This window comes from Streptomyces sp. NPDC058701 (assembly GCF_042715295.1).
Taxonomy (GTDB): domain Bacteria; phylum Actinomycetota; class Actinomycetes; order Streptomycetales; family Streptomycetaceae; genus Streptomyces.
In genome coordinates this window covers 281,591-304,089 of the sequence record NZ_JBHXSY010000006.1, presented here as the reverse complement: position 1 = coordinate 304,089, position 22,499 = coordinate 281,591, and the positions used below count along the sequence as shown (strand labels likewise).

Genomic DNA, 22,499 nt, shown 5'->3' with positions numbered 1-22,499 from the left:
CCGCGACCCCACCCTGTGAGGAGTTCGTCACACTCCGCCACAGGAACGGAACCGCCCCCATGAGCAACCCCACCGGCGACCGCGTCGCGATCGCGGCGCTCACCGAGCTCCGCGGCGCGCTCGCCGCGCACGGGATCACCCTGCCCTCCCTCGACCTGCACCTCCCTTCCTACGCCGGGAGCCATCCCACTCCGCCGCTGATCGCCCTCGGCAGTTGCAACCCGACCACCGCGCTGCGGATCGCCTCCGTGCTGAACCGGGCGCCCGGACGGTGAGGCCGTTCCACGCCTCCGCGCTCGCGCTGCCGCAGGAGCTGGCCGGGCTGCGGCGGGCCGTGCGGGCCCACGTCGGCGGGCCCTGCGACGACCTCCAGCTGTGCGTCAGCGAGCTCGTCGGCAACGTCGCCCTGCACGTCGGCGCGGGCACCCCCGTGACCCTGGCCGTCACCCGTACGGCGCAGGGCCGCACCCGCCTGGAGGTCGGCGACCCCGACCCCCGGCTGTGGCCCGTCCTGCGCCGGGCCCTGGACGGCGACGAGGGCGGCCGCGGTCTGGCCGTGGTCGACGCCGTCGCCGCCCGCTGGGGCGTACGGCCCGCCGCGGCCGGCAAGACCGTGTGGGCGGAGCTGCACCACCCGTAGACGCCGGGACGGACGGGCCGAGAACCGGGGCCAGACGGGCAGAGACCCCGGAACGGGCGGGCAGAGGCCCGCGGGGCCCCGGGCACGGCTGGACCCGGGCCCGGGCGGGGTCCGAAGTTCGTATGACGTACCCGTCCCGGGCCTGGACTTCCGGCGGCGGCGCGGTTCTCCTGGCTTGATGCTGGTCACAGTCAGCGGGTAAGGGTTGTCCTTATTACCGGTGGGTAGCATGATGAGGTTACCGATTGGTATGTACGAGGAACCCGTCTCACCGAGCCTTAACGGAGCCGTCGCCATGGGGCACTACAAGTCGAATCTCCGCGACATCGAGTTCAACCTCTTCGAGGTGCTCGGACGCGACAAGCTGTACGGCACCGGCCCGTTCGGCGAGATGGACACCGAGACCGCCAAGACCATCCTCAGCGAGATGACCAAGCTCTCCGAGAACGAGCTGGCCGCCTCCTTCGAGGACGCCGACCGCACGCCGCCGGTCTTCGACCCGGCCACGAACACCGCGCCCGTCCCGGCGTCCTTCAAGAAGAGCTACAAGGCCTTCATGGACTCCGAGTACTGGCGTCTGGGCCTGCCCGAGGAGATCGGCGGCACCACCTCGCCCCGCTCCCTGATCTGGGCCTTCGCAGAAACGATTCTGGGTGCGAACCCGGCCGTCTGGATGTACTCCTCCGGCCCGGCCTTCGCCGGCATCCTCTACGAAGAGGGCAACGAGGCGCAGAAGAAGGTCGCCGAGATCGCCGTCGAGAAGCGCTGGGGCTCCACCATGGTCCTCACCGAGCCGGACGCCGGCTCGGACGTCGGCGCCGGCCGCACCAAGGCGGTCGAGCAGGCGGACGGCTCCTGGCACATCGAGGGCGTCAAGCGCTTCATCACCTCGGGCGAGCACGACATGGAGGAGAACATCCTCCACTACGTCCTCGCGCGCCCCGAGGGCCACGGCCCCGGCACCAAGGGTCTGTCCCTCTTCCTCGTCCCGAAGTTCCACTTCGACTGGGAGACCGGCGAGCTGGGCGAGCGCAACGGCGTCTACGCCACGAACGTCGAGCACAAGATGGGCCTCAAGGCCTCCAACACGTGCGAGATGACCTTCGGCGACCAGCACCCCGCCAAGGGCTGGCTGATCGGTGACAAGCACGACGGCATCCGCCAGATGTTCATGATCATCGAGTTCGCCCGGATGATGGTCGGCACGAAGGCCATCGCCACCCTCTCCACCGGCTACCTCAACGCGCTGGAGTACGCCAAGGAGCGCGTGCAGGGCCCGGACCTGGCCAACTTCATGGACAAGACCGCGCCGAAGGTCACCATCACGCACCACCCCGACGTGCGCCGCTCGCTCATGACGCAGAAGGCGTACGCCGAGGGCATGCGCGCCCTCGTGCTGTACACCGCCTCCGTCCAGGACGAGATCCAGCTGAAGCAGGCCAACGGCGAGGACGCCTCCGCCGAGATCGGCCTCAACGACCTGCTCCTGCCGATCGTGAAGGGCTACGGCTCGGAGAAGTCCTACGAGCTGCTCGCCCAGTCCCTGCAGACCTTCGGCGGCTCCGGCTACCTGCAGGAGTACCCGATCGAGCAGTACATCCGCGACGCCAAGATCGACACCCTCTACGAGGGCACCACGGCCATCCAGGGCCAGGACTTCTTCTTCCGGAAGATCGTCCGCGACCAGGGCGCCTCCCTGAACGTCCTCTCCGAGACGATCAAGAAGTTCCTGGCCGAGGCCGTCGGCGGCGAGGAGCTGGCCGGCGCCCGCGACGCGCTCGCCCAGGCCGCCGTCGACCTGGAGGCCATCGTCGGCGCGATGATCGTGGACCTCACCGCCACCGGCGAGGACGTCAAGAACATCTACAAGGTCGGCCAGAACACCACCCGCCTGCTGATGGCCTCCGGCGACGTCGTCGTCGGATACCTGCTGCTCAAGGGCGCGGCCGTGGCCGCCGAGAAGCTCCCCACGGCCTCCGCCAAGGACGTGCCGTTCTACACCGGCAAGATCGCCGCCGCGAAGTTCTTCGCCGCGCAGGTCCTGCCCGGCGTATCGGTCCAGCGCCGCCTGGCCGAGGTCGTCGACAACTCCCTCATGGAGCTCGACGAGGCCGCCTTCTAGGCAGCCCCCACACGTACGCGGTGTACGCACAGCGGCCGGGTCCCCCCACCGGGGGCCCGGCCGCTGATGTACGCCCGGACACCGGCCCGCGGGGCGCCGGCCCGAGCGGGACCGGCTTCCGGGGCACCGGCTTTCCCCGTTGTCGGTCGTTCATGGGACGCTCGTAGACATGAGTCCTCAGGATCAGCACGGCAGCAGGGGGTACTCCGTCCCCACCGGGCGGCCGTACGCCCTCAAGGAGCTGCAGGCGAGCCTGGGCAGCCTCGGCGACCACCTCGGCGACCTGTACGACGGCGCGCACCCCGCCGAGTACGACGGGATCGCCGACGCCCTGTACGTGGCGTTCCGGACCGCCGCCGGGCTGGCACCCGCCAAGAGCTACACCGGCTGCTCCGAGCACCCCAACGGCGCCCTCGACCCCGAGGCCCCCGACGGCTGGGGCCGCTGCCTCATCTGCAACGACCGGCGCCGCCTCGGGCTCCGCGGCCGCGGCGGCGGCCCCGGAGCCGCCACCCCGCCCGCCGGGGAACAGCGGCGCCTGGGCTATCCCGTGCCGGAACCGCCGTACACCCTCACGGCGCTGCGCACCTGCCTGCGCACCGTCGAGGACCAGCGCTTTCACCTCGGCCTCTCCTCACCGGCCGACGACTTCGTCCGCATCGCCGACGACCTTCACCGCGCCTTCATCGTCGCCCGCGAACTGTCCCGCCCCCGCAACGCCTCGGGCTGCTCCGAGCACCCCGGGGCCCCCATCGACCCCGACGCACCGCCCGGCGAGGCCTGTATCTTCTGCGCCGGACGCAAGAGACGCGCGCAGCGCTCCGCGCAGACCCCGGAGATGCTCCCGCGCATCCGCCGGGGCGAGCGCAGGCAGCTGCAGCGCAGATTCGAGCGCCCGCCGGGCTGAGAACCCACGGGACCGCAGATCACACACCCCGCGGACCCCGACCTCTCGGCTATCAGCGCAGTCCGGCCATGGCGAACACGACCGTCGTTAAGGTGAACCACATGAGCTCTCCCGCCCGCTTCGACCGCGGCCACACCGACGATCTGATGACCTTTTTGACGGCCAGTCCGTCGCCGTACCACGCCGTGGCCAATGCCGCCGAGCGGCTGGAGAAGGCAGGCTTCAGGCAGTTGTCGGAAGCGGACGCCTGGGACGCGGGTACCGGGGGCAGGTTCGTGCTCCGCGGCGGCGCGCTCATCGCCTGGTACGTCCCGGAGGGGGCGTCCGCGCACACCCCGTTCCGGATCATCGGCGCCCACACCGACTCCCCCAACCTGCGGGTCAAGCCGCTGCCCGACACCGGCTCGCAGGGCTGGCGGCAGATCGCCGTGGAGATCTACGGCGGCACGCTGCTCAACACCTGGCTGGACCGGGACCTCGGCCTGGCGGGACGGCTAACCCTGCGGGACGGCACCGAGCGGCTGGTGAACGTGGACCGCGCGCTGCTGCGCGTCCCCCAACTCGCCGTGCACCTGGACCGGTCGGTGAACACCGACGGCCTGAAGCTGGACAAGCAGCGGCACATGCAGCCGATCTGGGGCCTGGGCGAGGTCCAGGAGGGCGACCTCATCGCCTTCCTGGAGGAGGAAGAGGGCCTGCCGCAGGGCTCGGTGGCCGGCTGGGACCTGATGGTCCACTCGATCGAGCCGCCCTCGTACCTCGGCCGCGACCGCGAGCTGGTGGCCGGACCGCGCATGGACAACCTGCTGTCGGTGCACGCGGGCGTCGCCGCGCTGGTCGCCGTCTCCACCTCGGAGGCGCTCGACCACATCCCGGTGCTGGCCGCCTTCGACCACGAGGAGAACGGCTCGCAGTCGGACACGGGCGCCGACGGCCCCCTGCTGGGGAACGTGCTGGAACGTTCAGTCTTCTCCCGCGGCGGCTCCTACGAGGACCGTGCACGAGCCTTCGCCGGCACCATCTGCCTCTCCTCGGACACCGGGCACGCCGTGCACCCCAACTACGCGGAGCGGCACGACCCGTCGCACCACCCGCGCGCCAACGGCGGCCCGATCCTCAAGGTCAACGTCAACCAGCGGTACGCGACGGACGGCAGCGGGCGCGCGGTGTTCGCGAGCTCCTGCGAGCGGGCCGGCGTGCCGTGGCAGACGTTCGTCTCCAACAACTCCATGCCGTGCGGCACCACGATCGGCCCGATCACGGCCGCCCGCCACGGCATCCGGACGGTGGACATCGGCGTCGCGATCCTGTCGATGCACAGCGCCCGCGAACTGTGCGGCGCGGACGACCCGTTCCTCCTGGCGAACGCCCTGGTGGCCTTCCTGGAGGGCTGACGCCCCGCCGCAACCCCGCCCCCGGAAGCGCTGTCCCGGGGGCGGGGTTCCGTCGTACGGGCCCGGTCCGCCTACGCGTCGTCGTCCATGCCGGCGAGGACGAGGGGGAGCCGGGTCGCCCCGCCGGCCGTGACGGTCACCGGCACGCCCCAGTCCTGCTGGTGGACGTGGCAGGCCGGGTACTCGTTGGCCGGGTCGTCGTCGCAGGACGCGGCCATCGCGGAGACGTGCAGGACGCCCTCGGTGACCTCCGGGTTCAGCTCCAGCTCCCGGAACAGGTCCGTCCCCGCCCCCTCGCCGCCCGCCAGCAGCTCGGGCGGGGTCGAGGAGACCAGCAGGCGGGTGGACGGCCCGTAGCGGGTGTCGAGCTTCTGGCCGGCCGGGGCCTGGAAGACCACGTCGAGGCGGAGCGTGCCGGGGGCCACCTCGGTCGCGGCCCGCTGCGTGCGGTGCGCGACGGCGTCGACCCGTACGGCCTCCTCCGGAAGCCGCAGCCGGGTCAGCCGGTGCCGGGCCGACTCGACCACGACGATGTCCCCGCCGACGAGGACCGCGTCGCTCGGTTCGCGCAGATCGGTCGCCAGGGTGGTGACCTCGCCGGTGGCGGGGTCGTAGCGGCGCAGCGCGTGGTTGTACGTGTCGCAGACCGCGACCGAGCCGTCGGGCAGGGCGGTCACCCCGAGCGGGTGCTGGAGCAGCGCCTGGGCGGCGTCGCCGTCCCGGTGGCCGAAGTCGAACAGGCCGGTGCCGACGGCGGTGGTGACGGCGTACCCGCCGCCGTCCCCGTCGACGGGGTGGACGTAGCGCAGGGCGCTGGTCTCGGAGTCGGCGACCCACAGCCGGTCCCCGGCGGCCGCGAGCCCGGACGGCTGCGCGAACCAGGCCTCGGCGGCGGGCCCGTCGTGCAGGCCCTCGTTGGTCGTACCGGCCGCGACCTCGACCGTCCCGGTCTCCGGGTCCCAGGTCCACAGCTGGTGGACGCCGGCCATGGCGATCCACACCCGGCCCCGCCACCAGGCGACGTCCCACGGCGAGGACAGGTCCACGTCCAGCGCCGGCCCAGAGGCCGGCGAGCCCTGCCACCACTGGCGCCCGGTCCCGGCGACGGTCTCCACGGCCCCCGTGGCGGGGTCGAAGCGGCGCAGCGCGTGGTTGACGGTGTCGGCGACGACGACCGTCCCGTCGGGCAGCAGCGCCAGCCCCTGCGGCTCGCTGAAGGCGCCGGGGCCGAACCCGCGCTCACCGCTGCCGACGCGGCGTACGACGCGCTCCCCGTCGGCGGCCAGCTCGACCAGCTGGTGCCGCGTCGAGTCGGACACCAGGAAGTTCCCGGAGGGCAGCAGCAGCGCCTTCCCGGGGAACCGCAGGTCGCTCGCCACCGGCTCGGGCGCCACGTACGGCCCGTCCCCGCGCCGCAGCGTCCCCTTGGCCTCGTGCTCGGCCTCCAGCTCCTCGACGAGCCGCGCGATGGCGTGCGCGTGCCCCTCGCCGGCGTGCTGGGCGACGACGTACCCCTCGGGGTCGATCACGACGAGCGTGGGCCAGGCGCGTACGGCGTACTGCTTCCACGTGGCGAGCTCGGGGTCGTCGAGCACGGGGTGGTGCACCTCGTACCGCTCGACGGCGTCGACGACGGCGGCGTGCTCGGCCTCGTGCACGAACTTCGGCGAGTGCACGCCGATGATCACGACGGTGTCGCGGTGCTTCTCCTCCAGCTCACGGAGCTCGTCGAGGACGTGCAGGCAGTTGATGCAGCAAAAGGTCCAAAAATCGAGGATGACAATCCGTCCTCGCAGGTCGGCGAGGGTGTAGGGCGTGCCGCCGGTGTTCAGCCAGCCACCCTTGCCGATCAGCTCGGGGGCACGGACACGGGCACGGCGGGGTGCGGGCGCGGGGGTGGGCGCCGGGACGGCATCGTTCATCCTTCAAGCTTGCCATCCGGGTATGAACACCGGATCACGCGCGTACGGCGACGCCGACTCCCCCCGCAGGGGTGACGACGAGCGGCGGCGCCCCGTGCGAGCCTGGCGGCAGGCAGCCGAGGAGGGAGTGGACCATGACCACCGCGCACGACTACAGCGAGGGCATCGATCCCGAGCGTGCCCTGAAGTACGCCATCCAGCACTTCGCCGGGGACCGGACCGAGATCGTTGAAGGAGTCATCTCTCACGTGACGCCGAGTTGGGACCACGAGAACGCGGCCGAGGAGATCCGTGACCAGATCAGGCCGCGCGTCAAGGAGCTGGACTGCGTCACCGGGTCGGGCAACCTCGATCTGCCCGATTCGCCGAACTGGTACGTCCCGGACCTCGCCGTGGCGCCGAAGGAACTGGCCAAGGGAGGCGGGGCACTGGTCCCCGATCAGACCCTGCTGATCGTCGAGATCACCTCCGAGTCCAACGCCGAGACCGACCGCGCCGTCAAGCGCAAGCGGTACGCCGAGTACGGGGCCCCGCTGTACCTCCTGGTCGACCGGACGGACAGGACCGTCACGCTGTTCGCGGGCCCCGGGCGGCTCGGGTACACCAAGGTCGACGGGCCGCACCCGTTCGGGACGGCGGTACGGCTGCCCGAGCCGTTCGGGATCGAGCTGGACACCAGCGGGCTCTGAGGCGCGCGGGCGCGGGGAGGCGGGGACATGCCTGACGACCGGTTCACCGGAACGGCGGCCGCGGTGCGGCTCCCCCGGTACGCGAAGACGGAGCAGGACGAGATCCTCGGCGGGGGCGCCGACCCCTTCGGCGTCGCCGCGCTCGGGATGACGTGGCTGCCCAAGGAGGTCCACTTCGGCATCCGGCACGGCGGCCGGCTCGTCGCGCACGCCGGCCTGCTCCGGCTGCCCGTGGCCGTCGACGGCGCGGAGTCGGAGGTGGTGGGCGTCGGCGGGGTCGCCGTCGCCCCGGGCATGCAGGGCCGGGGGCTGGCCCGGCGGGTGGTCGCGGCCGCGCTGGACCACGCCCGCACGATGGGCCCGCCGCACGCGCTGCTGTTCTGCCGGCCGCCCCTCGTGGCCCTGTACCGGCGCCTCGGCTGGCACCCGCTCGCCGGCGACGTGCTCGTCGAGCAACCCGGGAGCGGCCCGGTGACCATGCCGCTGCGGACCATGACGACGCCCCTGCACGAGGGCGCGGCGTGGCCTCCGGGAGCGGTGCGGCTGCGGTCGCTCCCGATGTGACGGGACCCGGGGGGGGGGCCGGGCCGGCAGCCGGACCGGGTGTCAGGCGGCGAAGGTGTGGAGGGAGCGGGCGAAGGCCTCGACGAAGGAGTCCCGGACCGGCTCGGGGAGCAGGTCGAGCGACAGGTACGGGTTGAGGTCCTCCAGCTCCACCAGCAGCAGCTCGCCCGACGGCGCCCGGCAGGCGTCCACCCGCTGGATGCCGTGGTCGAGGGTGTTCCAGGCGATGAACGCACGGGCGAAGTCGAGGTCCGCCGCGGTCGGTTCGTAGGGCTTCAGCTCCCAGCGGCGGGCCGGGTCGGGGGCGTACAGGGCGTACTGGAAGGCGTCGTCGACGAAGTAGAAGGACACCTCGTACGCGAAGTCGATGCGCGGCTGGATGAGGATCTCGCCCGCATGGCCCTGCGGGGTCGCGGTGAAGGCGAGGCCGATGGAGTCGGCGCCGCGCTTGGGCTTCACCGCGTACTCGGCCACCTGCGGCAGCTCGCCGACGCGGGCGGGGTCGTCGACCGTCGGGATGACGGGGTAGCCGGCGGCCGTGAGGTCGAGGAGGTACTGCTTGCCGGCCATGTCGCCGCGGCCGGTGAGCGGGTTGTAGACGGGCGTCCCGGCGGCGAGCGCGGCGGACCGGAAGGCGTCGTGGGCCTCCTGGTAGTGGAGGACCGGCCCGCTGTTGCGGACGACGACCGCGTCGAAGCCGGACATCAGGGCGCGGGCGTCCCCCGGATGGCACAGGGCCACGTCGAAGTGGGCCCGCAGCCGGGAGGTGAGGAATATGTCCTCGTCGCAGTAGCGGCGGCCGCGCGCCGGGTACGCCAGGTCGGTCACGTAGAGCAGAGGCATGACAGCAACCTATCGCGGGCACGGATCAGCGCATGAAATACCTCGTACGGGACAAAATGCTGGCCCTCGGCGACGACTACTGGATCGAGGACGAGCACGGCCGCCCCGCTTTCCTCGTCGACGGGAAGGCACTGCGGGTCAAGGACAAGCTGGAGCTCAAGGACCCGGACGGGCAGATCCTGATCACGCTGCGGGAGAAGCTGTTCTCCTTCCGCGACGCGATGACCCTGGAACGGGACGAGGAACGGCTCGCGGTGATCCGCCGGAAGCGGTTCTCCCTGCTGCGCAACCACTTCCGCGTGACCCTGGTCGAGGGCACGGAGCTCGACGTCAGCGGGCGGATCCTGGACCGCGAGTTCAAGGTCGAGTACGACGGGGAGCTGCTCGCCCTGATCTCGCGGCAGTGGTACCGGGTGCGCGAGACCTACGCGGTCGACGTGGTCCGGGAGGACGCGGACGCGGCGCTGCTGATCGCGGTGGCGGTGTGCGTGATCCGCATGGCGGAGAAGGAACGCGAGGACGGCCTCTGACGGGGCCGGCCCCGCCCCGACCCCGACCCCCGACCCCCAACCCCCGGCCCCCGTCCCCGGCCCGCCCGGCCGGCCGCGGAGCAGGCGCTCCGGCCCGTCAGGACGTCAGGCGGCGGTCCTTCAGGGCGGGGAACTGGGCGCGGGTCTCCGCCACCTTCCCCGGGTCCAGGTCCACCGTCAGGACGTCCTCGCCCGGCCCCGCCTCCGCCAGGACCTCGCCCCACGGGTCCACCACCAGGCTGTGCCCGGCCTGCTCGACCCCCGCGTGCGTGCCGGCGAGGCCGCAGGCCAGGACGTACGCCTGGTCCTCCACGGCCCGGGCCCGGCTGAGCAGGGTCCAGTGCGAGCGGCGGCGCGCCGGCCAGCCCGCCGCGACGACCAGCGTCGTCGCCCCGGCGTCGACCAGGCCGCGGAACAGCTCCGGGAAGCGCAGGTCGTAGCAGGTGGCGAGGCCGAGGGTCTGCTCCGGCAGGGCCACCGTGGTCAGGGAGTCGCCCGGCGACATGAGCACGGCCTCGCCCTGGTCGAAGCCGAACCGGTGGATCTTGCGGTACGTGGCGGCCAGCTCGCCCGCCGGGGAGATCACGAGGGCGGTGTTGTAGAGCGAGCCGTCTCCCGCCCGCTCCACGATCGAGCCCGCGTGGAGCCACACTCCCGCGTCGCTCGCCGCCTTGGACACGGCCTCGAAGGTCGGGCCGTCCAGTGGCTCCGCCTCCGTCTCGAACTGTTCGTAGGCGAAGGCCCCCACGGTCCACAGTTCGGGCAGCACGACGAGGTCGGAACCCGCCTGCTCCCGCACGAGGTCGGCCACCCGGGACCGCCGGGAAGTCACCGACTCACCGTCGTTCACCGCGATTTGGATCAGCGAGGCGCGCACACTACCACCGTCCTGGCATTCAAGCCGTCAACTCGGGCCTACGATCGTCACACGAAAGCACTGCCGGGGTGCTCACCGGCAGCGTAGTTTTGGAAACCGAGCCCACAGCTTCCAGAAAACGCGCCACTGAACAGCACCGCGAGGGGTCCCGTTGACCGTCCATCCCAGCCTTCAGCCCTATGCCGACGCGTGGACGCATTCCATCGAGGCGATATCCGAGCTGGTCCTCCCGCTGCCGGAGGGCGAGTGGAACCGGGCGACCCCGTGCCCCGGCTGGTCGGTCCGGGACGTGGTGTCGCACATCATCGGCATCGAATGCGAGCAGCTCGGGGACCCGCGGCCGATCCACACCGTGGCGCGGGACCTGCGGCACGTGGTCGACGAGTTCACCCGGTACATGGAGGTGCAGGTCGACGTACGGCGTCATCACACCGCGCCGGAGATGACCTCGGAGCTGGAGTACACGGTCATCCGGCGCATGCGCCAGCTGCGGAACGAGAAGCGGGATCCGGCCACGATGGTGCGCGGGCCGCTCGGCGAGCAGGTGACCCTGGAGGAGGCGCTGCGGATGCGCGCCTTCGACGTGTGGGTCCACGAGCAGGACCTCCGCCAGGCGCTGGGCCGGCCGGGGAACTGGGACGCCCCGGGCGCGTTCGTCGCGCGGGACATGCTCCTGGCCGGGCTGCCGAAGGTCGTCGCGAAGAAGGCCGGCGCACCCGCGAACTCGGCCGTGGTGCTCGACGTGCACGGTCCGCTGGAGTTCATGCGGACGGTACGGGTCGACGCACAGGGCCGGGGCACGCTCGACAAGGCGCCCTCGCTGGGCCCGGCCGTGACACTGACCATGGACTGGGAGACGTACGTACGGCTGGCGGCGGGACGGGTCCGGGCGCGCACGGTCGCCGACCGGGTGAAGGTGGAGGGCGACGCGGAGCTGGCGGACGCGATCCTGACGCGCTTCTCCGTCACCCCGTAGCCGCCCGCGCCGGCTCCGCGGCGGTGGGGCCGGGCGGGACCGGCGCCGGTGCGCGCAGCTCCCGTTCGCGGGCCAGCGCGCGGCCGCGGAGCTTCAGGATCCGGCTGACGCCCAGGGCCTCCAGGACGAACACGGCCGAGAACGCGATGCGGTAGTTGTCGCCGGTGGCGTCCAGCAGCACGCCCACCGCCAGCAGGGTGGTCATCGTCGCGAGGAAGCCACCCATGTTCGTGATGCCGGAGGCGGTGCCCTGGCGTTCCGCCGGGTTGGCCGGACGGGCGAAGTCGAAGCCGATCATCGAGGCCGGCCCGCAGGTGCCGAGCACCAGGCAGAGCGTGACGAGCAGCCACATCGGCGCCCGGTCGCCGGGGTGGACGAGGACGGCGGCCCACAGCGAGGCGGTCAGCCCGACCGTGCCGAGGGCGAGCGGCAGCCGCGCGGACTGGCGACGGCCGACCAACTGCCCGTAGACCAGGCCGAGCGCCATGTTCGAGGCGACGACGAGCGTCAGCAGCCCGCCCGCGGTGGTGCGCGACAGCCCCTGCGCCTCCACGAGGAACGGCATGCCCCACAGCAGCAGGAACACCATCGCCGGGAACTGCGTGGTGAAGTGCACCCACAGGCCGAGCCGGGTGCCGGGCTCCCGCCAGGACGCGGTGATCTGGCGGCGTACGAACCCCCCGGAGGCCCCCGCTCCCCTCCCCGGCTCCCGCTCCCGTTCGCGCTCCCGCGGCGGCGGTTCGTACCCCTCGGGGTGGTCCCGCAGGAACAGCACCAGCGGGACCAGGACGACCAGCCCCGCCACCGCGCTGCCGGCGAACGCCGCGACCCAGCCGACGCCGTGCAGTACGGGCGCCAGCACCAGCGTGGAGACCAGGTTGCCCGCCATGCCGACGAGCCCGGCGAGCTGCGCCATCAGCGGCGCGCGCCGGGCCGGGAACCACCGGGTGCCCAGCCGCAGTACGGAGATGAAGGTCATGGCGTCGCCGCAGCCCAGCAGGGCGCGGGCGGCGAGGGCCGTCCCGTACGAGGGGGACAGCGCGAAGCCCAGCTGCCCGGCGGTGAACAGGACGGCGCCGAGCGTCAGCACCTTCTTGGTGCCGAGCCGGTCCACCATCAGGCCGACGGGTATCTGCATGCCCGCGTAGACCAGCAGCTGCAGGAGGGAGAAGGCGGACAGCGCCGAGGCGTTGACGTGGAAGCGGTCGGCGGCGTCGAGGCCGGCCACGCCCAGGCTGGTACGGAAGATCACCGCGACGAAGTACACGGCGACGCCGATGGACCAGACGGCGACGGCCCTGCGCCCGCCCGGCGGGTCCTTCACGACCGGCACGGTACTCATCGGGCCGGTGCCCTTCGGTCCCGTGCCCATCGGCCCGGTGCTCATCGGCCCGGCCCCCGGACCAGTTCCTCGACCCGGCCGATGTGGCCGCGGACCGCCGCGGCGGCTGTTTCCGCGTCCCCGGACCGCAGCGCGTCGAGGATCTCGGCGTGCTCGGCGAGCGTGCGCTCCACCCGGTCCGGGTGGGCGTGCAGCAGGGCCACGCCCATCCGCAGCTGCCGGTCGCGGAGCTGGTCGTAGAGGCGGCACAGGATCTGGTTGCCGGCGCTGCGCACGATCTCGGCGTGGAAGCCCCGGTCGGCGGCCATCAGCGCGGCCAGGTCCCCCGAGGCGGCGTGCCGGCGGTGCTCCTCCAGCAGGGCCGCGAGCCGGTCCAGCAGCGCGGGGGGCGCGGGCACGGCCCGGCGTACGGTGAACTCCTCGACGAGCAGCCGGGTTTCGAGCACGTCGGTGATCTCCTGCACGGAGACCGGCAGGACCAGCGCACCCTTCTTCGGGTACAGCTTCAGCAGCCCCTCGGTCTCCAGGCGCAGCAGCGCCTCGCGGACCGGCGTGCGGGACACCCCCACGGCGTCGGCGAGTTCGCCCTCGGTGAGGAGGGTGCCGCCTTCGTAGTGCCGGTCGAGCACACCTGCTTTGACGTGCCGGTAGACACGGTCGGCGGCGGTCACGGTACTGCTGGCGGCTGACATGCGCACAGCATAGATACAACAGGGGTGCGGGCCGGCGCCCGGTCCAGGATGTGGACCGGGCGGGGGTGGGCGGACCCGGAAGGGGTTCCCGCTGCACCGAAGGGTGTAGTGCGGCTTCGTCCGCCCGCACGACGTACGGGGCCGCGCCCACCGGGACGCTGGAGCCATGGCCGACATCCTGCTCACCCCCGCGGTGGCCGCGAAGGCGGGCCGCCGCCTGCCCCTGCTCGACGTCCTCCGCGGCGCCGCCGTCCTCGGCACGCTGATGACCAACGTGTGGATCTTCGCCTCCCCCGGCTCGGAGTGGGCCGTCCTCCAGGGCGGCCTCGGCGCGGGCGACCCGCTCGCCGACCCGTCCGCCGCCCGCATCGCCGAGACCGTGTTCCGGGCCGTCGCGGACGGCAAGTTCCTCGCCCTGCTGACGGTCCTGTTCGGCGTGGGCCTGGCCGTCCAGTACGACTCCGCGGCCCGCCGCGGACAGCCCTGGCCCGGCCGGTACTGGCGGCGGGCCGCCTTCCTCTTCGCCGAGGGCACCGTCCACTTCCTGCTCGTCTTCGCCTGGGACGTGCTGATGGGGTACGCGGTCACCGCGCTCGTCGTCGCCCGGCTCCTGGCCCGCTCCGAGAAGGTCCGCCGCCGGGTCATGTGGGCGGCGGGCACGGTGCACCTGACCCTGATCGCCCTGCTCACCCTCGCCCTGACCGCGGACGGGTCCGGGGCAGCCCCGAAGGGCCCGGACCCGGACGCCGTCGCCCTGTACGCGCAACGCGGCTGGGGCGACCAGATCGCCTTCCGCGCCCAGAACCTCGCCGCCCTGCGCATCGAGCCCGTCATCACCTTCGGGCTGCTGGTCTTCCTCTTCCTCCTGGGCGTGCGCCTGTACCGCGCGGGCGCCTTCGCCGACACCGCCGCGGGCCGCCGCCTTCGGGGCCGGATGGCCGCCTGGGGGCTCGGGCTGGGGCTGCCGCTGACCGCCGCGACCACCCTCGGCGGCGAGGACTACTTCCTCCTGGGCCGCTACGCCGTCGCCCCGCTGGTCGCCCTCGGCTACATCGGCCTGATCGGCACCGCCCTCGACCGGCGCTGGATCCCCCGCCCGCTGACCGGCGCCCTCTCCGGCGTCGGCCGCACCGCCCTGTCCTGCTACGTCGCGCAGAACGTGCTCTGCGTCCTGCTCTGCTACGGGATCGGCCTGGGCCTCGCCGAGCGGTTCGCCGGGCACGGCCCCTGGTGGGTGATGGGCCTGTGGGCGGCCGTCGGCCTGACCCTGGCCGCCGGATCGTGGCTGTGGCTGCGCCGGTTCGAGCGGGGCCCCCTCGAAGCCGTGCAGCACCGGGTGCTCAGGCCCCGGCGCTGACCTCCACGTCCAGCACGAACTCGTCGTACGGGGCCTCCTGCGGGTAGGGCGGCCGCACCTGCGCGAACCGGATGCGGGCCCGGCCACCGGGCGGGCGGCCGCGTACGACGTACGACCGCTCCACCGCGGCCCCGGGGGCGGGTGAGGGGGCGGGTACCGGTGCGGGTGCGGGCGAACCGGGGGCCTGCGGGCCGGGGGTCTGCGGGCCGGGGGTCGGGGTGCCCTCCGCGACCGCCACCGCGTCGGCGTCGCCCGTGACCTGCCAGGTCCACACGTACCCGCGCGCCCCGCGCCCGGTGAGCCGCAGCTCGTACGCCTCCCCGGGGTCCAGCACGATGCTCCGTACCTCCACCGGGCTCCTTCCCGAGCCTCGCCGCTCAGACGGGGCCGATGACGGCCCCCTCGTGCCACCCCGCGCCGTCCCGCCAGTAGTGCTGGAGCAGGCGGTCCGTGCGCAGGGCGACGACTTCCAGGTTGAACCCGAAACTCCCCTGGAGCATCCCGGTGACCGCGAGCACGTCGTGCCCGAAGACGGCGCTGCGGCTCCAGGCCGAGCCGGAGGCGTTGCCGCGCCACCAGTGCTCCACGCGCCCGCCGGCGACGGCCACGCACAGCTCGTAGTTCCCGGCGGTGTCCTCGTCGGCGGCCCCGTACTGGCCCTCGATCAGGCAGGGCGCCGACACGGCCGCGGCGCCGAAGACCTCCCCGGGCCGCCAGACGAAGCCGTGCGCGTCGTCCCGCCACCACAGCTGCATCCGGCCGTCGGTCAGGGCGGCGACCAGGTCCAGGCGCCGGGAGCGGGTCTGCACCAGGGCGGGGCCGTGGTGGGCGATTCCGGACGCGAAACGTCCGCCGTCGTTCCACGACCAGGGGGCGCCGTTGATCCGCCACCAGTGGTTCAGCCGGCCGTCGGCGGTGCGGACCACGGCCTCGAAGTTGCCCGGCTTGCCGTAGTCGCTCTGGATGAACGCGGGGGTGGCGCCGGGCGCCGCGTCCCCCGGGCCGAAGGCGCCGCCGTCGCGCCAGACGCGGGCGGACTGCTCGAAGAACCAGTGGCGCAGCCGGCCGCCCGTGGTCACGTGCAGGGACTCCATGTTGCGGTTGTAGGTGCTGCCGGTGAAGGCGGGCTGCCCGGAGGCATCGTGCGCGAAGGCCTCGGCGCGGGTCCAGGCGAACGGCGCGTCGCCCTCGCGCCACCAGTGCTGGAGGCGTCCGCCGGTCGTGGTGGCGAGGAGCTCGAAGTTGCGGTGGGCGCGGCCGTTGCCGCTCTCGTAGACGTTGCCGGCGTGCAGCCGGCGCTTGCTCCACGGGTCGACGTTGGTGCCGCGCAGGCCGCACTTGGCCCAGTGGTCGATGTTGACCTCGCCGTAGGCGATCCGGCCGTAGCCGCCCACGTGGTAGCCCGTGCCCCAGGAGTTCTTGAACAGCCAGCAGCCGGCCGCGTCGTCATAGCCGACGATCAACACGCAGTGTCCGCCCGCGAGTTGCCCGGCCGTGTGGTGGTAGACGCCGGAGCCGAGGGCAAAGAAGTCGTCGTACACGTCGAAGCAGGCCGTCAGCGGGCCCACCGTGTCCAGCCAGACCTTCTGCTGCTCCACGTCACCGAGCCGGACGTAGTCGGCGATCCGTACGGTCCTCCCGGACCGGTCCCAGCTCGGCGTGTACTCGGCCCGCCAGGCGTCGCGGCGGGCGGCCGGCAAGCCCGCGGGCGGCGTGCCGTACGGCCAGCAGTCCGGGTCGGCGAGACCGCCGTTGGCCCTGACCCAGTCCAGGGCCGTCTCGGGGTTGCCGCCCTGCCCACAGGTGGACTTCAGCCCGTCGTGCACGTCCCCCTCGGAGCGCTCGGCCCAGACGCAGTGCTCGATCCGGGCCATGGACTCCACCAGCCCGGCCGCGCCGAAGGCCCAGCAGGAGCCGCAGGGGTTCTGGTCCTTCACCTTGGTGAGCCAGGGCCACCCCCAGCGGCCGCGCCAGTCCACGGCCGCGGGCCGGGCCGCGGCGGCAGCCGCCCCGGGCAGCAGGCCGTGCGCGGCGCGCCGCCGGGTGAGGTGCGGATTGCCGCTCTCCCGTCCGATCAGCGCGCGGAGGTCGACCGTGCCCGCGTCCTCGGCGGTGGTCAGGTTCGCCCCCGGCTCCAGGCCGAGCGCGGGCCGCGGCAGCGGCTCCGCGTCGGCCAGGTGCTCCAGGACCGACCACCGCGCCCCGTGCCCCGCGAGCCGCGCCCGCAGCTCCCCCACCGTCCGCACGGTCTCCTCCGGCATAGCGGCCCCCCAGCTGCAACCGTTTGATGCGAGACACGGGAGCGTCCCCCGGCCCGAGGGGGGCGTCAAGGGGGTCCGGGCGGTCGCGCGGAGGCACGGGGGGCGTGCCGTTCCGGCTCCGTCGGGGGCCGGGAGACACGGCGGAGCCGCCACCGGGGGGCGGCGCGGTGGAGGCCATGGGGGGCTCAGTCGCCGCCCCCGCCTCCGCCCCCGCCTCCGCCTCCGCCTCCGCAGGAGTGGCCGGGGTGGTCCCCGTGTTCGGCACGGTCGGCCCGTTCGGCGCGGTCCGTGCTCCGGTCCAGGGTGCGGCCGATGCGGTCCAGGGCGCGGCCGATCATGCTCGTGTCCAGCGGGGCGTGCCGGGTGGAACGCCGCCGCTTCGGCGGTACCGGCCAGCCCTCGAAGACGTACGCCGGCCAGCGCCCTTCCGCCCGCGCCGCCGCGAGCGCCCGCCGCCCGGCCGCCGTGGGGCGCCGCCGGCCCAGCAGCCCCGCCTCGGCCAGCGCGCGCCGGACCCCGGCGACCTCCGGCCCGGCGGCGACGGCGGCCAGCACGACGGAGAGCGCCTTCCCGCGCGGGCACTGCCGCAGCACCGCCCGCTCGACGGGGTGCGCGCCGTCCGCGGACTCCCGCGCGGCCCGCACCCGGGGCCCGGTCAGGGTGACGGCCCCGCGGTCGCGCAGGCCCAGTACCGCCACCTCGGCCACCCGGCGCGGTCCTCCCGCGAGGAGGGCCGCCTCGTACATGTCCACGACGTCCACGCCGAGTTGATGTCCACCGCCCGGCCGGGCCGAACCAGGAGGGCCTGAGTTCAGAGGTGAACCTGAGGTTCCGTCAGGCGGCGGCCAGCGCCTGGCGGATCCGTCCGAGCGATGGATTGACCATCGCCGGCCCGTCGCCGACGACCACCGTCGGCACGGTCTCGTTCCCGCCGGCCACGCTCCGCACGAAGGCCGCCGCCTCCGGGTCCCGCCAGATGTCGACCTTCCGGTACGGAATCCGCGCGAGCCGCAGCCGCGCGCGCAGCCCGATGCAGTACGGGCACCCGGGCCGCCAGTACAGGGTGACCGCCGTCACCGCCCCACCACCGCGCACGCCGGCCGCCCTTCGTCGAGTTCCGCGATCGGGGCCGCGCGCCCCGCGCCCCACAGTAACCGCGGCGTCCGCCGCCCCACCGGCCTCCGGCACACCGGTTTTCGGCACACCGGGGTTTTCGGAGCCCTCCGGACGCCCGCCCCCCTTCCTTTCGCTCACGGCAGTCGGGGGCGGACCGCGGCCCACTCGTCCACGGCCCCGGCCAGCGGGTCGCGGTCCGCGAGGTGCGGTCGTACGAGGACCAGCCAGGGGAGCAGGTTCTTGATGCGGCGCAGGTGCAGGATCCGCGCGCGCGGGAGGTCCCGCCAGGCGCGGGCCTCCGCGGCCGCCGCCCGCGGGGTCAGGTCGATCAGCGCCAGAAGCTCCCGGCACAGGGCCGCCGGGTCGCCGCCGCGTCCCGGGCCGAACTCCCGGATCAGGTAGCCCCGTACGGCCGCCAGCTCGGCCCCCCGGGCCAGCGCGTCGGCCCCCTCGGCCCGTGCGCAGCGGTCGGCGGCGGCCAGCGCCACGGCGCCCCAGCGCAGCCGGATCGCGTCCGGCGCCCGCTCGTCCCGCATCCGTCCGGCGGCGAGGGTGTGCAGGGACCGCGGTCGCGGCTCGTCGCCCAGCGGCGGGCCGGTGGCCAGCCACTCCTCCAGCACCTCCAGCGCGTGCCCGACCGGCGGCACCGCCGTCAGCACCTGTCCCCGGCTGAGCAGGGCTACCACGGCGCCCGTGAGGTGGACCTTCGCGACGTGTCCGGCGTCGAAGGAGGCGACGGTCCGCCCGTACCGCTCGATGCGGCGCAGGCCCAGCCGCAGCTCCCCCGCCGCGTACACCTGCCCGGCGCGCGCCACCCCGCCCACGCACCGGACCACGCACACGCCGCCCGTGGCGTCGGCCACCTCGACGGAGTACACCTGCAATTCGGCTATCGGCACGCCGGGAGGGTACCGCCTCGGGGTACGGGAATCCCCCTTCGGCGCCGGGATCCGCGACGCCCGGCCCCGCACGCCGCTCCCCGTCTCACCGGTCCGGGTCCTCCAGGACGAGACGGATCTCCGTCACCTCGTACCCGGCCCGGTCGAAGGCCGCCGCCATCGGCACGTTGACGGTGTCGGTGGTCGCGGTGACGCGGTCGGCGCCCGCGGCCGCGTGGAAGCGGGTGATCTCGGCGAGGACCTCGTCGATCAGCCCCTTCCCGCGCTGCTCCGGTACGACGCCCAGGTAGCCGACGTTGCGGTGGTAGGGGGTCGCGGACGGGACGGCCAGGCCCGCGAGGGTGCCGTCGGGCAGGTGCGCCAGGCGCCACCAAGACCGCTCGCCCGGGCAGCCGAGGTAGAACGCCATGTCCGCGCGGGCCAGTTCCCCGGCGTCCTTGACCAGCAGCTCGGTGCGGGTGGCCAGGTCCAGGCTGTCCCGGGAGAGCCGCGTGAAGGCGTCCAGGAACTCCTCGTCGGTGCCGTCGCGGAAGACGAGCCGGCCGGTGGGCGGGGCGGTCCCGGCCTCCGGGGTCCACTCGTAGCGCAGCCGCTCGATCGGTCCGGCGAGCCCCCCGGTGATCCGGACGCTGCGCTCCGCATCCGCGACGATGCCTGCCACGCGCAGGCCGGTCACGCCGGTGAACTCCGAGCAGAAGCGCAGGGTGTTGTACGGCTTGTCCGCCCACTCCGGCTCCGGGTGCGGGGGCAGCCGTGCGGTTTCGAAGCCGAAGGTCACCGAGGCGATCGGCCACCCCCGATTCGCACACGTTGCTCAGCCCGGAGGCTTGCGCGGAGCCCTGGGGGACACACGGATGGCCGGCCCCCAGGATCGGAAACCGGCCATCCGTGCAGTGCAACTGCGGTGCTACGCCCAGGTGACGAGGCGGCGCGGGTGTTCCAGGACCGCCGCGATGTCGGCCAGGAAACGGGAGCCGAGCTCGCCGTCGATGAGACGGTGGTCGAACGACAGCGCCAGGGTGGTGACCTGGCGCGGCTTCACCTTGCCCTTGTGGACCCACGGCTGGAGCTTGATCGCACCGACCGCGAGGATGGCGGACTCGCCGGGGTTGATGATCGGCGTACCGGTGTCGACGCCGAAGACGCCCACGTTGGTGATGGTGAGGGTGCCCTGCTGCATGTCCGCCGGGGAGGTCTTGCCGTCACGGGCCGTGGCGACCAGCGAGGACAGGGACTCCGACAGCTCGCCGAGGGTCTTGGCGTGGGCGTCCTTGATGTTCGGGACGATCAGCCCCCGGGGGGTGGCCGCCGCGATGCCCAGGTTGACGTAGTGCTTGAGCACGATCTCCTGGGCCGCCTCGTCCCACGACGCGTTGACGTCCGGGTTGCGGCGGATCGCCACCAGGACGGCCTTGGCGATGAGGAGCAGCGGGTTGACGCGCAGGCCCGCCAGGTCCGGATCGGCCTTGAGCTCCTGGACCAGCTTCATCGTGCGGGTCACATCGAGGGTGATGAACTCGGTGACGTGCGGCGCGGTGAACGCGGAGCCGACCATCGCCTGGGCGGTCACCTTGCGGACGCCCTTGACCGGGATACGGGTCTCCCGCGCCCCCGGTGCGACCGCCACGGCGGCGGTCGGGACGGAGACCCCGGCCGCGGCCGGCACGACGGCCGCAGCCGCGGCCGGAGCGGGCGCCACGGCCTGCGGGGCGATCGCCGCGGCGGCCGCCGCGTGGACGTCCTCCCGGGTCACGACCCCGCCGTCCCCGGTGGGCACCACGAAGGACAGGTCGATGCCGAGGTCCTTGGCGAGCTTGCGCACGGGCGGCTTGGCCAGCGGCCGTTCCGCGGCGGCGTGGGCGCTGCCGTTGCCGTTGCCGTTGCCGTTCGCCTGCGCCGGGACGGCCGCCGGGACCGGCGCCGCGGGGGCCGCGGGAGCCGGGGCCCCCGTGCCGTTCTGCGCGGCCGTGCCCGCCGGGGCCTTGCGCGGGCGGCGCTTGGTGGAGGCGGTGGAGACCCCGTACCCGACCAGCACGGGCTGGCGGGCCGCGGGGGCCGGCTCCTCGGCGGCGGCGGGGGCCGCTGCCGCGGCGGCCGGGGCCGCCTCCTGGACCGGGGCCTCCGAGGCGGCGCCCGGGGCGGTCTGCACGGAGATGATCACCTGGCCGACGTCGACCGTGACGCCCTCCTCGAAGAGCAGGGCGTGCACGACACCGTCGAACGGGATCGGCAGCTCCACGGCGGCCTTGGCCGTCTCCACCTCGCAGACGACCTGGCCGTCGGTGACCGTGTCACCCGGCTGGACGTACCACTTGAGGATCTCGGCCTCGGTGAGGCCCTCGCCCACATCGGGCATCTTGAATTCGCGGATCGTCACAGGGCTCTCCTCAGTACGCCAGCGAGCGGTCGACGGCGTCGAGCACCCTGTCCAGGCCGGGCAGGTACTCGTCCTCCAGGCGGGCCGGCGGGTACGGCGCGTGGAAACCGCCCACGCGCAGGACCGGCGCCTCCAGGTGGTAGAAGCACCGCTCCGTGATGCGGGCGGCGATCTCCGAGCCCACGCCGAGGAACACCGGCGCCTCGTGGACGACCACGAGCCGGCGGGTCTTCTCCACCGACGCCTGGATGCCGTCGAAGTCCACCGGGGACATCGAGCGCAGGTCCACGACCTCGACCGACTTGCCCTCCTCGGCGGCCGCCGCGGCGGCCTCCAGGCAGACCTTCACCATGGGCCCGTAGGCCGCCAGGGTGATGTCCGAGCCCTCGCGGGCCACCCGGGAGGCGTGCAGCGCGTCCGGGATGGCCTCGACGTCGACCTCGCCCTTGTCCCAGTAGCGCCGCTTCGGCTCGAAGAAGATCACCGGGTCGTTGCTGAGGATCGCCTGCTGGAGCATCCAGTAGGCGTCCGAGGCGTTGCTCGGCGAGACCACCTTCAGGCCGGGGACGTGCGCGAACAGCGCCTCCGGGGACTCCGAGTGGTGCTCGACCGCGCCGATGCCGCCCGCGTACGGGATGCGGATGACGACCGGCATCTTGATCTTGCCCAGGGCGCGCGCGTGCATCTTCGCGAGCTGCGTGACGATCTGGTCGTACGCGGGGAAGACGAAACCGTCGAACTGGATCTCCACGACGGGCCGGTAGCCGCGCAGCGCGAGCCCGATCGCCGTGCCGACGATGCCCGACTCGGCGAGCGGGGTGTCGATGACCCGCTCCTCGCCGAAGTCCTTCTGCAGTCCGTCGGTGATCCGGAAGACGCCGCCGAGCTTGCCGACGTCCTCTCCCATGATGAGGACCTTGGGGTCCGTCTCCAGGGCCTTGCGCAGCGACTCGTTGAGCGCCTTCGCGAGCGACATCTTCTCGATGGCCAT

The 22,499-nt window shown here is 73.5% G+C and carries 23 protein-coding genes; 10 read left to right on the top strand and 13 right to left on the bottom strand.

All coding sequences use genetic code 11. The features are described from left to right. The first annotated feature begins 59 nt into the window (after positions 1 to 59). The 5 genes from ACFWW8_RS09290 to ACFWW8_RS09270 all read left to right on the top strand — a co-directional run bounded on the left by ACFWW8_RS09290 (position 60) and on the right by ACFWW8_RS09270 (position 5,063). Complete coding sequence (locus tag ACFWW8_RS09290) at positions 60 to 275, top strand: hypothetical protein (protein WP_383929747.1); 216 nt, start codon at positions 60 to 62, stop codon at positions 273 to 275. Beyond that, positions 272 to 640 carry an ATP-binding protein gene (locus tag ACFWW8_RS09285; RefSeq protein ID WP_386525722.1) on the top strand — a complete coding sequence of 123 codons (369 nt, stop codon included), beginning with the start codon at positions 272 to 274 and terminating at the stop codon, positions 638 to 640. The genes ACFWW8_RS09290 and ACFWW8_RS09285 overlap by 4 nt, the downstream gene beginning before the upstream one ends. 295 nt (positions 641 to 935) lie before the next feature. Next, positions 936 to 2,762, top strand: a complete 1,827-nt coding sequence (locus tag ACFWW8_RS09280) for an acyl-CoA dehydrogenase (protein WP_386525780.1) — start codon at positions 936 to 938, stop codon at positions 2,760 to 2,762. Between the two features lie 169 nt (positions 2,763 to 2,931). Then, on the top strand, positions 2,932 to 3,669 hold the full coding sequence (locus ACFWW8_RS09275; protein ID WP_386525719.1) for a hypothetical protein: 738 nt from the start codon (positions 2,932 to 2,934) through the stop codon (positions 3,667 to 3,669). 101 nt (positions 3,670 to 3,770) lie between these two features. After that, positions 3,771 to 5,063 (top strand): M18 family aminopeptidase, encoded by a 1,293-nt coding sequence (locus tag ACFWW8_RS09270; protein ID WP_386525716.1) that lies wholly within the window; start codon positions 3,771 to 3,773, stop codon positions 5,061 to 5,063. Between the two features lie 71 nt (positions 5,064 to 5,134). Here ACFWW8_RS09270 and ACFWW8_RS09265 read toward each other — a convergent pair whose 3' ends face one another. Next, positions 5,135 to 6,985 (bottom strand): NHL domain-containing thioredoxin family protein, encoded by a 1,851-nt coding sequence (locus ACFWW8_RS09265; protein WP_386525713.1) that lies wholly within the window; start codon positions 6,983 to 6,985, stop codon positions 5,135 to 5,137. 134 nt (positions 6,986 to 7,119) lie between these two features. Between ACFWW8_RS09265 and ACFWW8_RS09260 the strand changes: the two genes are divergently transcribed. Together ACFWW8_RS09260 and ACFWW8_RS09255 are read left to right on the top strand one after the other, a co-directional pair. Continuing rightward, on the top strand, positions 7,120 to 7,674 hold the full coding sequence (locus ACFWW8_RS09260; RefSeq protein ID WP_386525711.1) for a Uma2 family endonuclease: 555 nt from the start codon (positions 7,120 to 7,122) through the stop codon (positions 7,672 to 7,674). 27 nt (positions 7,675 to 7,701) lie between these two features. Continuing rightward, positions 7,702 to 8,238, top strand: a complete 537-nt coding sequence (locus tag ACFWW8_RS09255) for a GNAT family N-acetyltransferase (RefSeq protein WP_386525708.1) — start codon at positions 7,702 to 7,704, stop codon at positions 8,236 to 8,238. A 42-nt stretch (positions 8,239 to 8,280) separates the two neighbouring features. On the opposite strand, the gene ACFWW8_RS09250 is transcribed toward ACFWW8_RS09255, so the two are convergent. Continuing rightward, positions 8,281 to 9,081: a hypothetical protein gene (locus tag ACFWW8_RS09250; protein WP_386525706.1), complete on the bottom strand. Its 801-nt coding sequence runs from the start codon at positions 9,079 to 9,081 to the stop codon at positions 8,281 to 8,283. Positions 9,082 to 9,113: 32 nt separating this feature from the next. On the opposite strand from ACFWW8_RS09250, the gene ACFWW8_RS09245 reads away from it, so the two are divergent. Then, positions 9,114 to 9,611, top strand: coding sequence for an LURP-one-related/scramblase family protein (locus ACFWW8_RS09245; RefSeq protein WP_386525703.1), 498 nt, complete (start codon positions 9,114 to 9,116; stop codon positions 9,609 to 9,611). Between the two features lie 97 nt (positions 9,612 to 9,708). Here the strand turns inward: ACFWW8_RS09245 and ACFWW8_RS09240 are convergent, their stop codons facing one another. Further along, positions 9,709 to 10,488 carry a carbon-nitrogen family hydrolase gene (locus ACFWW8_RS09240; protein WP_386525701.1) on the bottom strand — a complete coding sequence of 260 codons (780 nt, stop codon included), beginning with the start codon at positions 10,486 to 10,488 and terminating at the stop codon, positions 9,709 to 9,711. A gap of 151 nt (positions 10,489 to 10,639) precedes the next feature. Here ACFWW8_RS09240 and ACFWW8_RS09235 point away from each other — a divergent pair, with 151 nt between their 5' ends. After that, the gene (locus tag ACFWW8_RS09235; protein WP_386525699.1) at positions 10,640 to 11,464 is read left to right on the top strand and encodes a maleylpyruvate isomerase family mycothiol-dependent enzyme; all 825 of its coding nucleotides are present in this window, start codon (positions 10,640 to 10,642) and stop codon (positions 11,462 to 11,464) included. Here the strand turns inward: ACFWW8_RS09235 and ACFWW8_RS09230 are convergent. Further along, a complete protein-coding gene (locus ACFWW8_RS09230) occupies positions 11,454 to 12,806 on the bottom strand; it encodes a nitrate/nitrite transporter (RefSeq protein ID WP_386525697.1) in 1,353 nt (450 codons plus the stop codon). The two genes, ACFWW8_RS09235 and ACFWW8_RS09230, sit on opposite strands and share 11 nt — an antisense overlap. Positions 12,807 to 12,847: 41 nt before the next feature. Further along, entirely contained in the window at positions 12,848 to 13,498 is a 651-nt protein-coding gene (locus ACFWW8_RS09225; RefSeq protein ID WP_386525695.1) for a GntR family transcriptional regulator, read from the bottom strand. Between the two features lie 166 nt (positions 13,499 to 13,664). On the opposite strand from ACFWW8_RS09225, the gene ACFWW8_RS09220 reads away from it, so the two are divergent. Next, positions 13,665 to 14,855 carry a DUF418 domain-containing protein gene (locus ACFWW8_RS09220; RefSeq protein WP_386525693.1) on the top strand — a complete coding sequence of 397 codons (1,191 nt, stop codon included), beginning with the start codon at positions 13,665 to 13,667 and terminating at the stop codon, positions 14,853 to 14,855. Here ACFWW8_RS09220 and ACFWW8_RS09215 read toward each other — a convergent pair. From ACFWW8_RS09215 to ACFWW8_RS09180, 8 genes are all read right to left on the bottom strand, one after another. Beyond that, positions 14,839 to 15,207 carry a hypothetical protein gene (locus ACFWW8_RS09215; RefSeq protein WP_386525690.1) on the bottom strand — a complete coding sequence of 123 codons (369 nt, stop codon included), beginning with the start codon at positions 15,205 to 15,207 and terminating at the stop codon, positions 14,839 to 14,841. The two genes, ACFWW8_RS09220 and ACFWW8_RS09215, sit on opposite strands and share 17 nt — an antisense overlap. A 25-nt stretch (positions 15,208 to 15,232) precedes the next feature. Next, the gene (locus ACFWW8_RS09210) at positions 15,233 to 17,116 is read right to left on the bottom strand and encodes a C1 family peptidase (protein ID WP_386525688.1); all 1,884 of its coding nucleotides are present in this window, start codon (positions 17,114 to 17,116) and stop codon (positions 15,233 to 15,235) included. Positions 17,117 to 17,301: 185 nt separating this feature from the next. Further along, positions 17,302 to 17,877, bottom strand: a complete 576-nt coding sequence (locus ACFWW8_RS09205; RefSeq protein ID WP_386525685.1) for a TIGR04222 domain-containing membrane protein — start codon at positions 17,875 to 17,877, stop codon at positions 17,302 to 17,304. A gap of 73 nt (positions 17,878 to 17,950) precedes the next feature. Next, entirely contained in the window at positions 17,951 to 18,193 is a 243-nt protein-coding gene (locus ACFWW8_RS09200; protein WP_386525682.1) for a glutaredoxin domain-containing protein, read from the bottom strand. Between the two features lie 173 nt (positions 18,194 to 18,366). Continuing rightward, a complete protein-coding gene (locus tag ACFWW8_RS09195) occupies positions 18,367 to 19,131 on the bottom strand; it encodes a hypothetical protein (RefSeq protein ID WP_386525680.1) in 765 nt (254 codons plus the stop codon). 85 nt (positions 19,132 to 19,216) lie between these two features. Beyond that, positions 19,217 to 19,909 carry a GNAT family N-acetyltransferase gene (locus ACFWW8_RS09190; RefSeq protein ID WP_386525677.1) on the bottom strand — a complete coding sequence of 231 codons (693 nt, stop codon included), beginning with the start codon at positions 19,907 to 19,909 and terminating at the stop codon, positions 19,217 to 19,219. A 129-nt stretch (positions 19,910 to 20,038) separates the two neighbouring features. Next, positions 20,039 to 21,487 (bottom strand): dihydrolipoamide acetyltransferase family protein, encoded by a 1,449-nt coding sequence (locus ACFWW8_RS09185; protein WP_386525777.1) that lies wholly within the window; start codon positions 21,485 to 21,487, stop codon positions 20,039 to 20,041. 31 nt (positions 21,488 to 21,518) lie between these two features. Continuing rightward, positions 21,519 to 22,499, bottom strand: coding sequence for an alpha-ketoacid dehydrogenase subunit beta (locus ACFWW8_RS09180; RefSeq protein ID WP_386525675.1), 981 nt, complete (start codon positions 22,497 to 22,499; stop codon positions 21,519 to 21,521).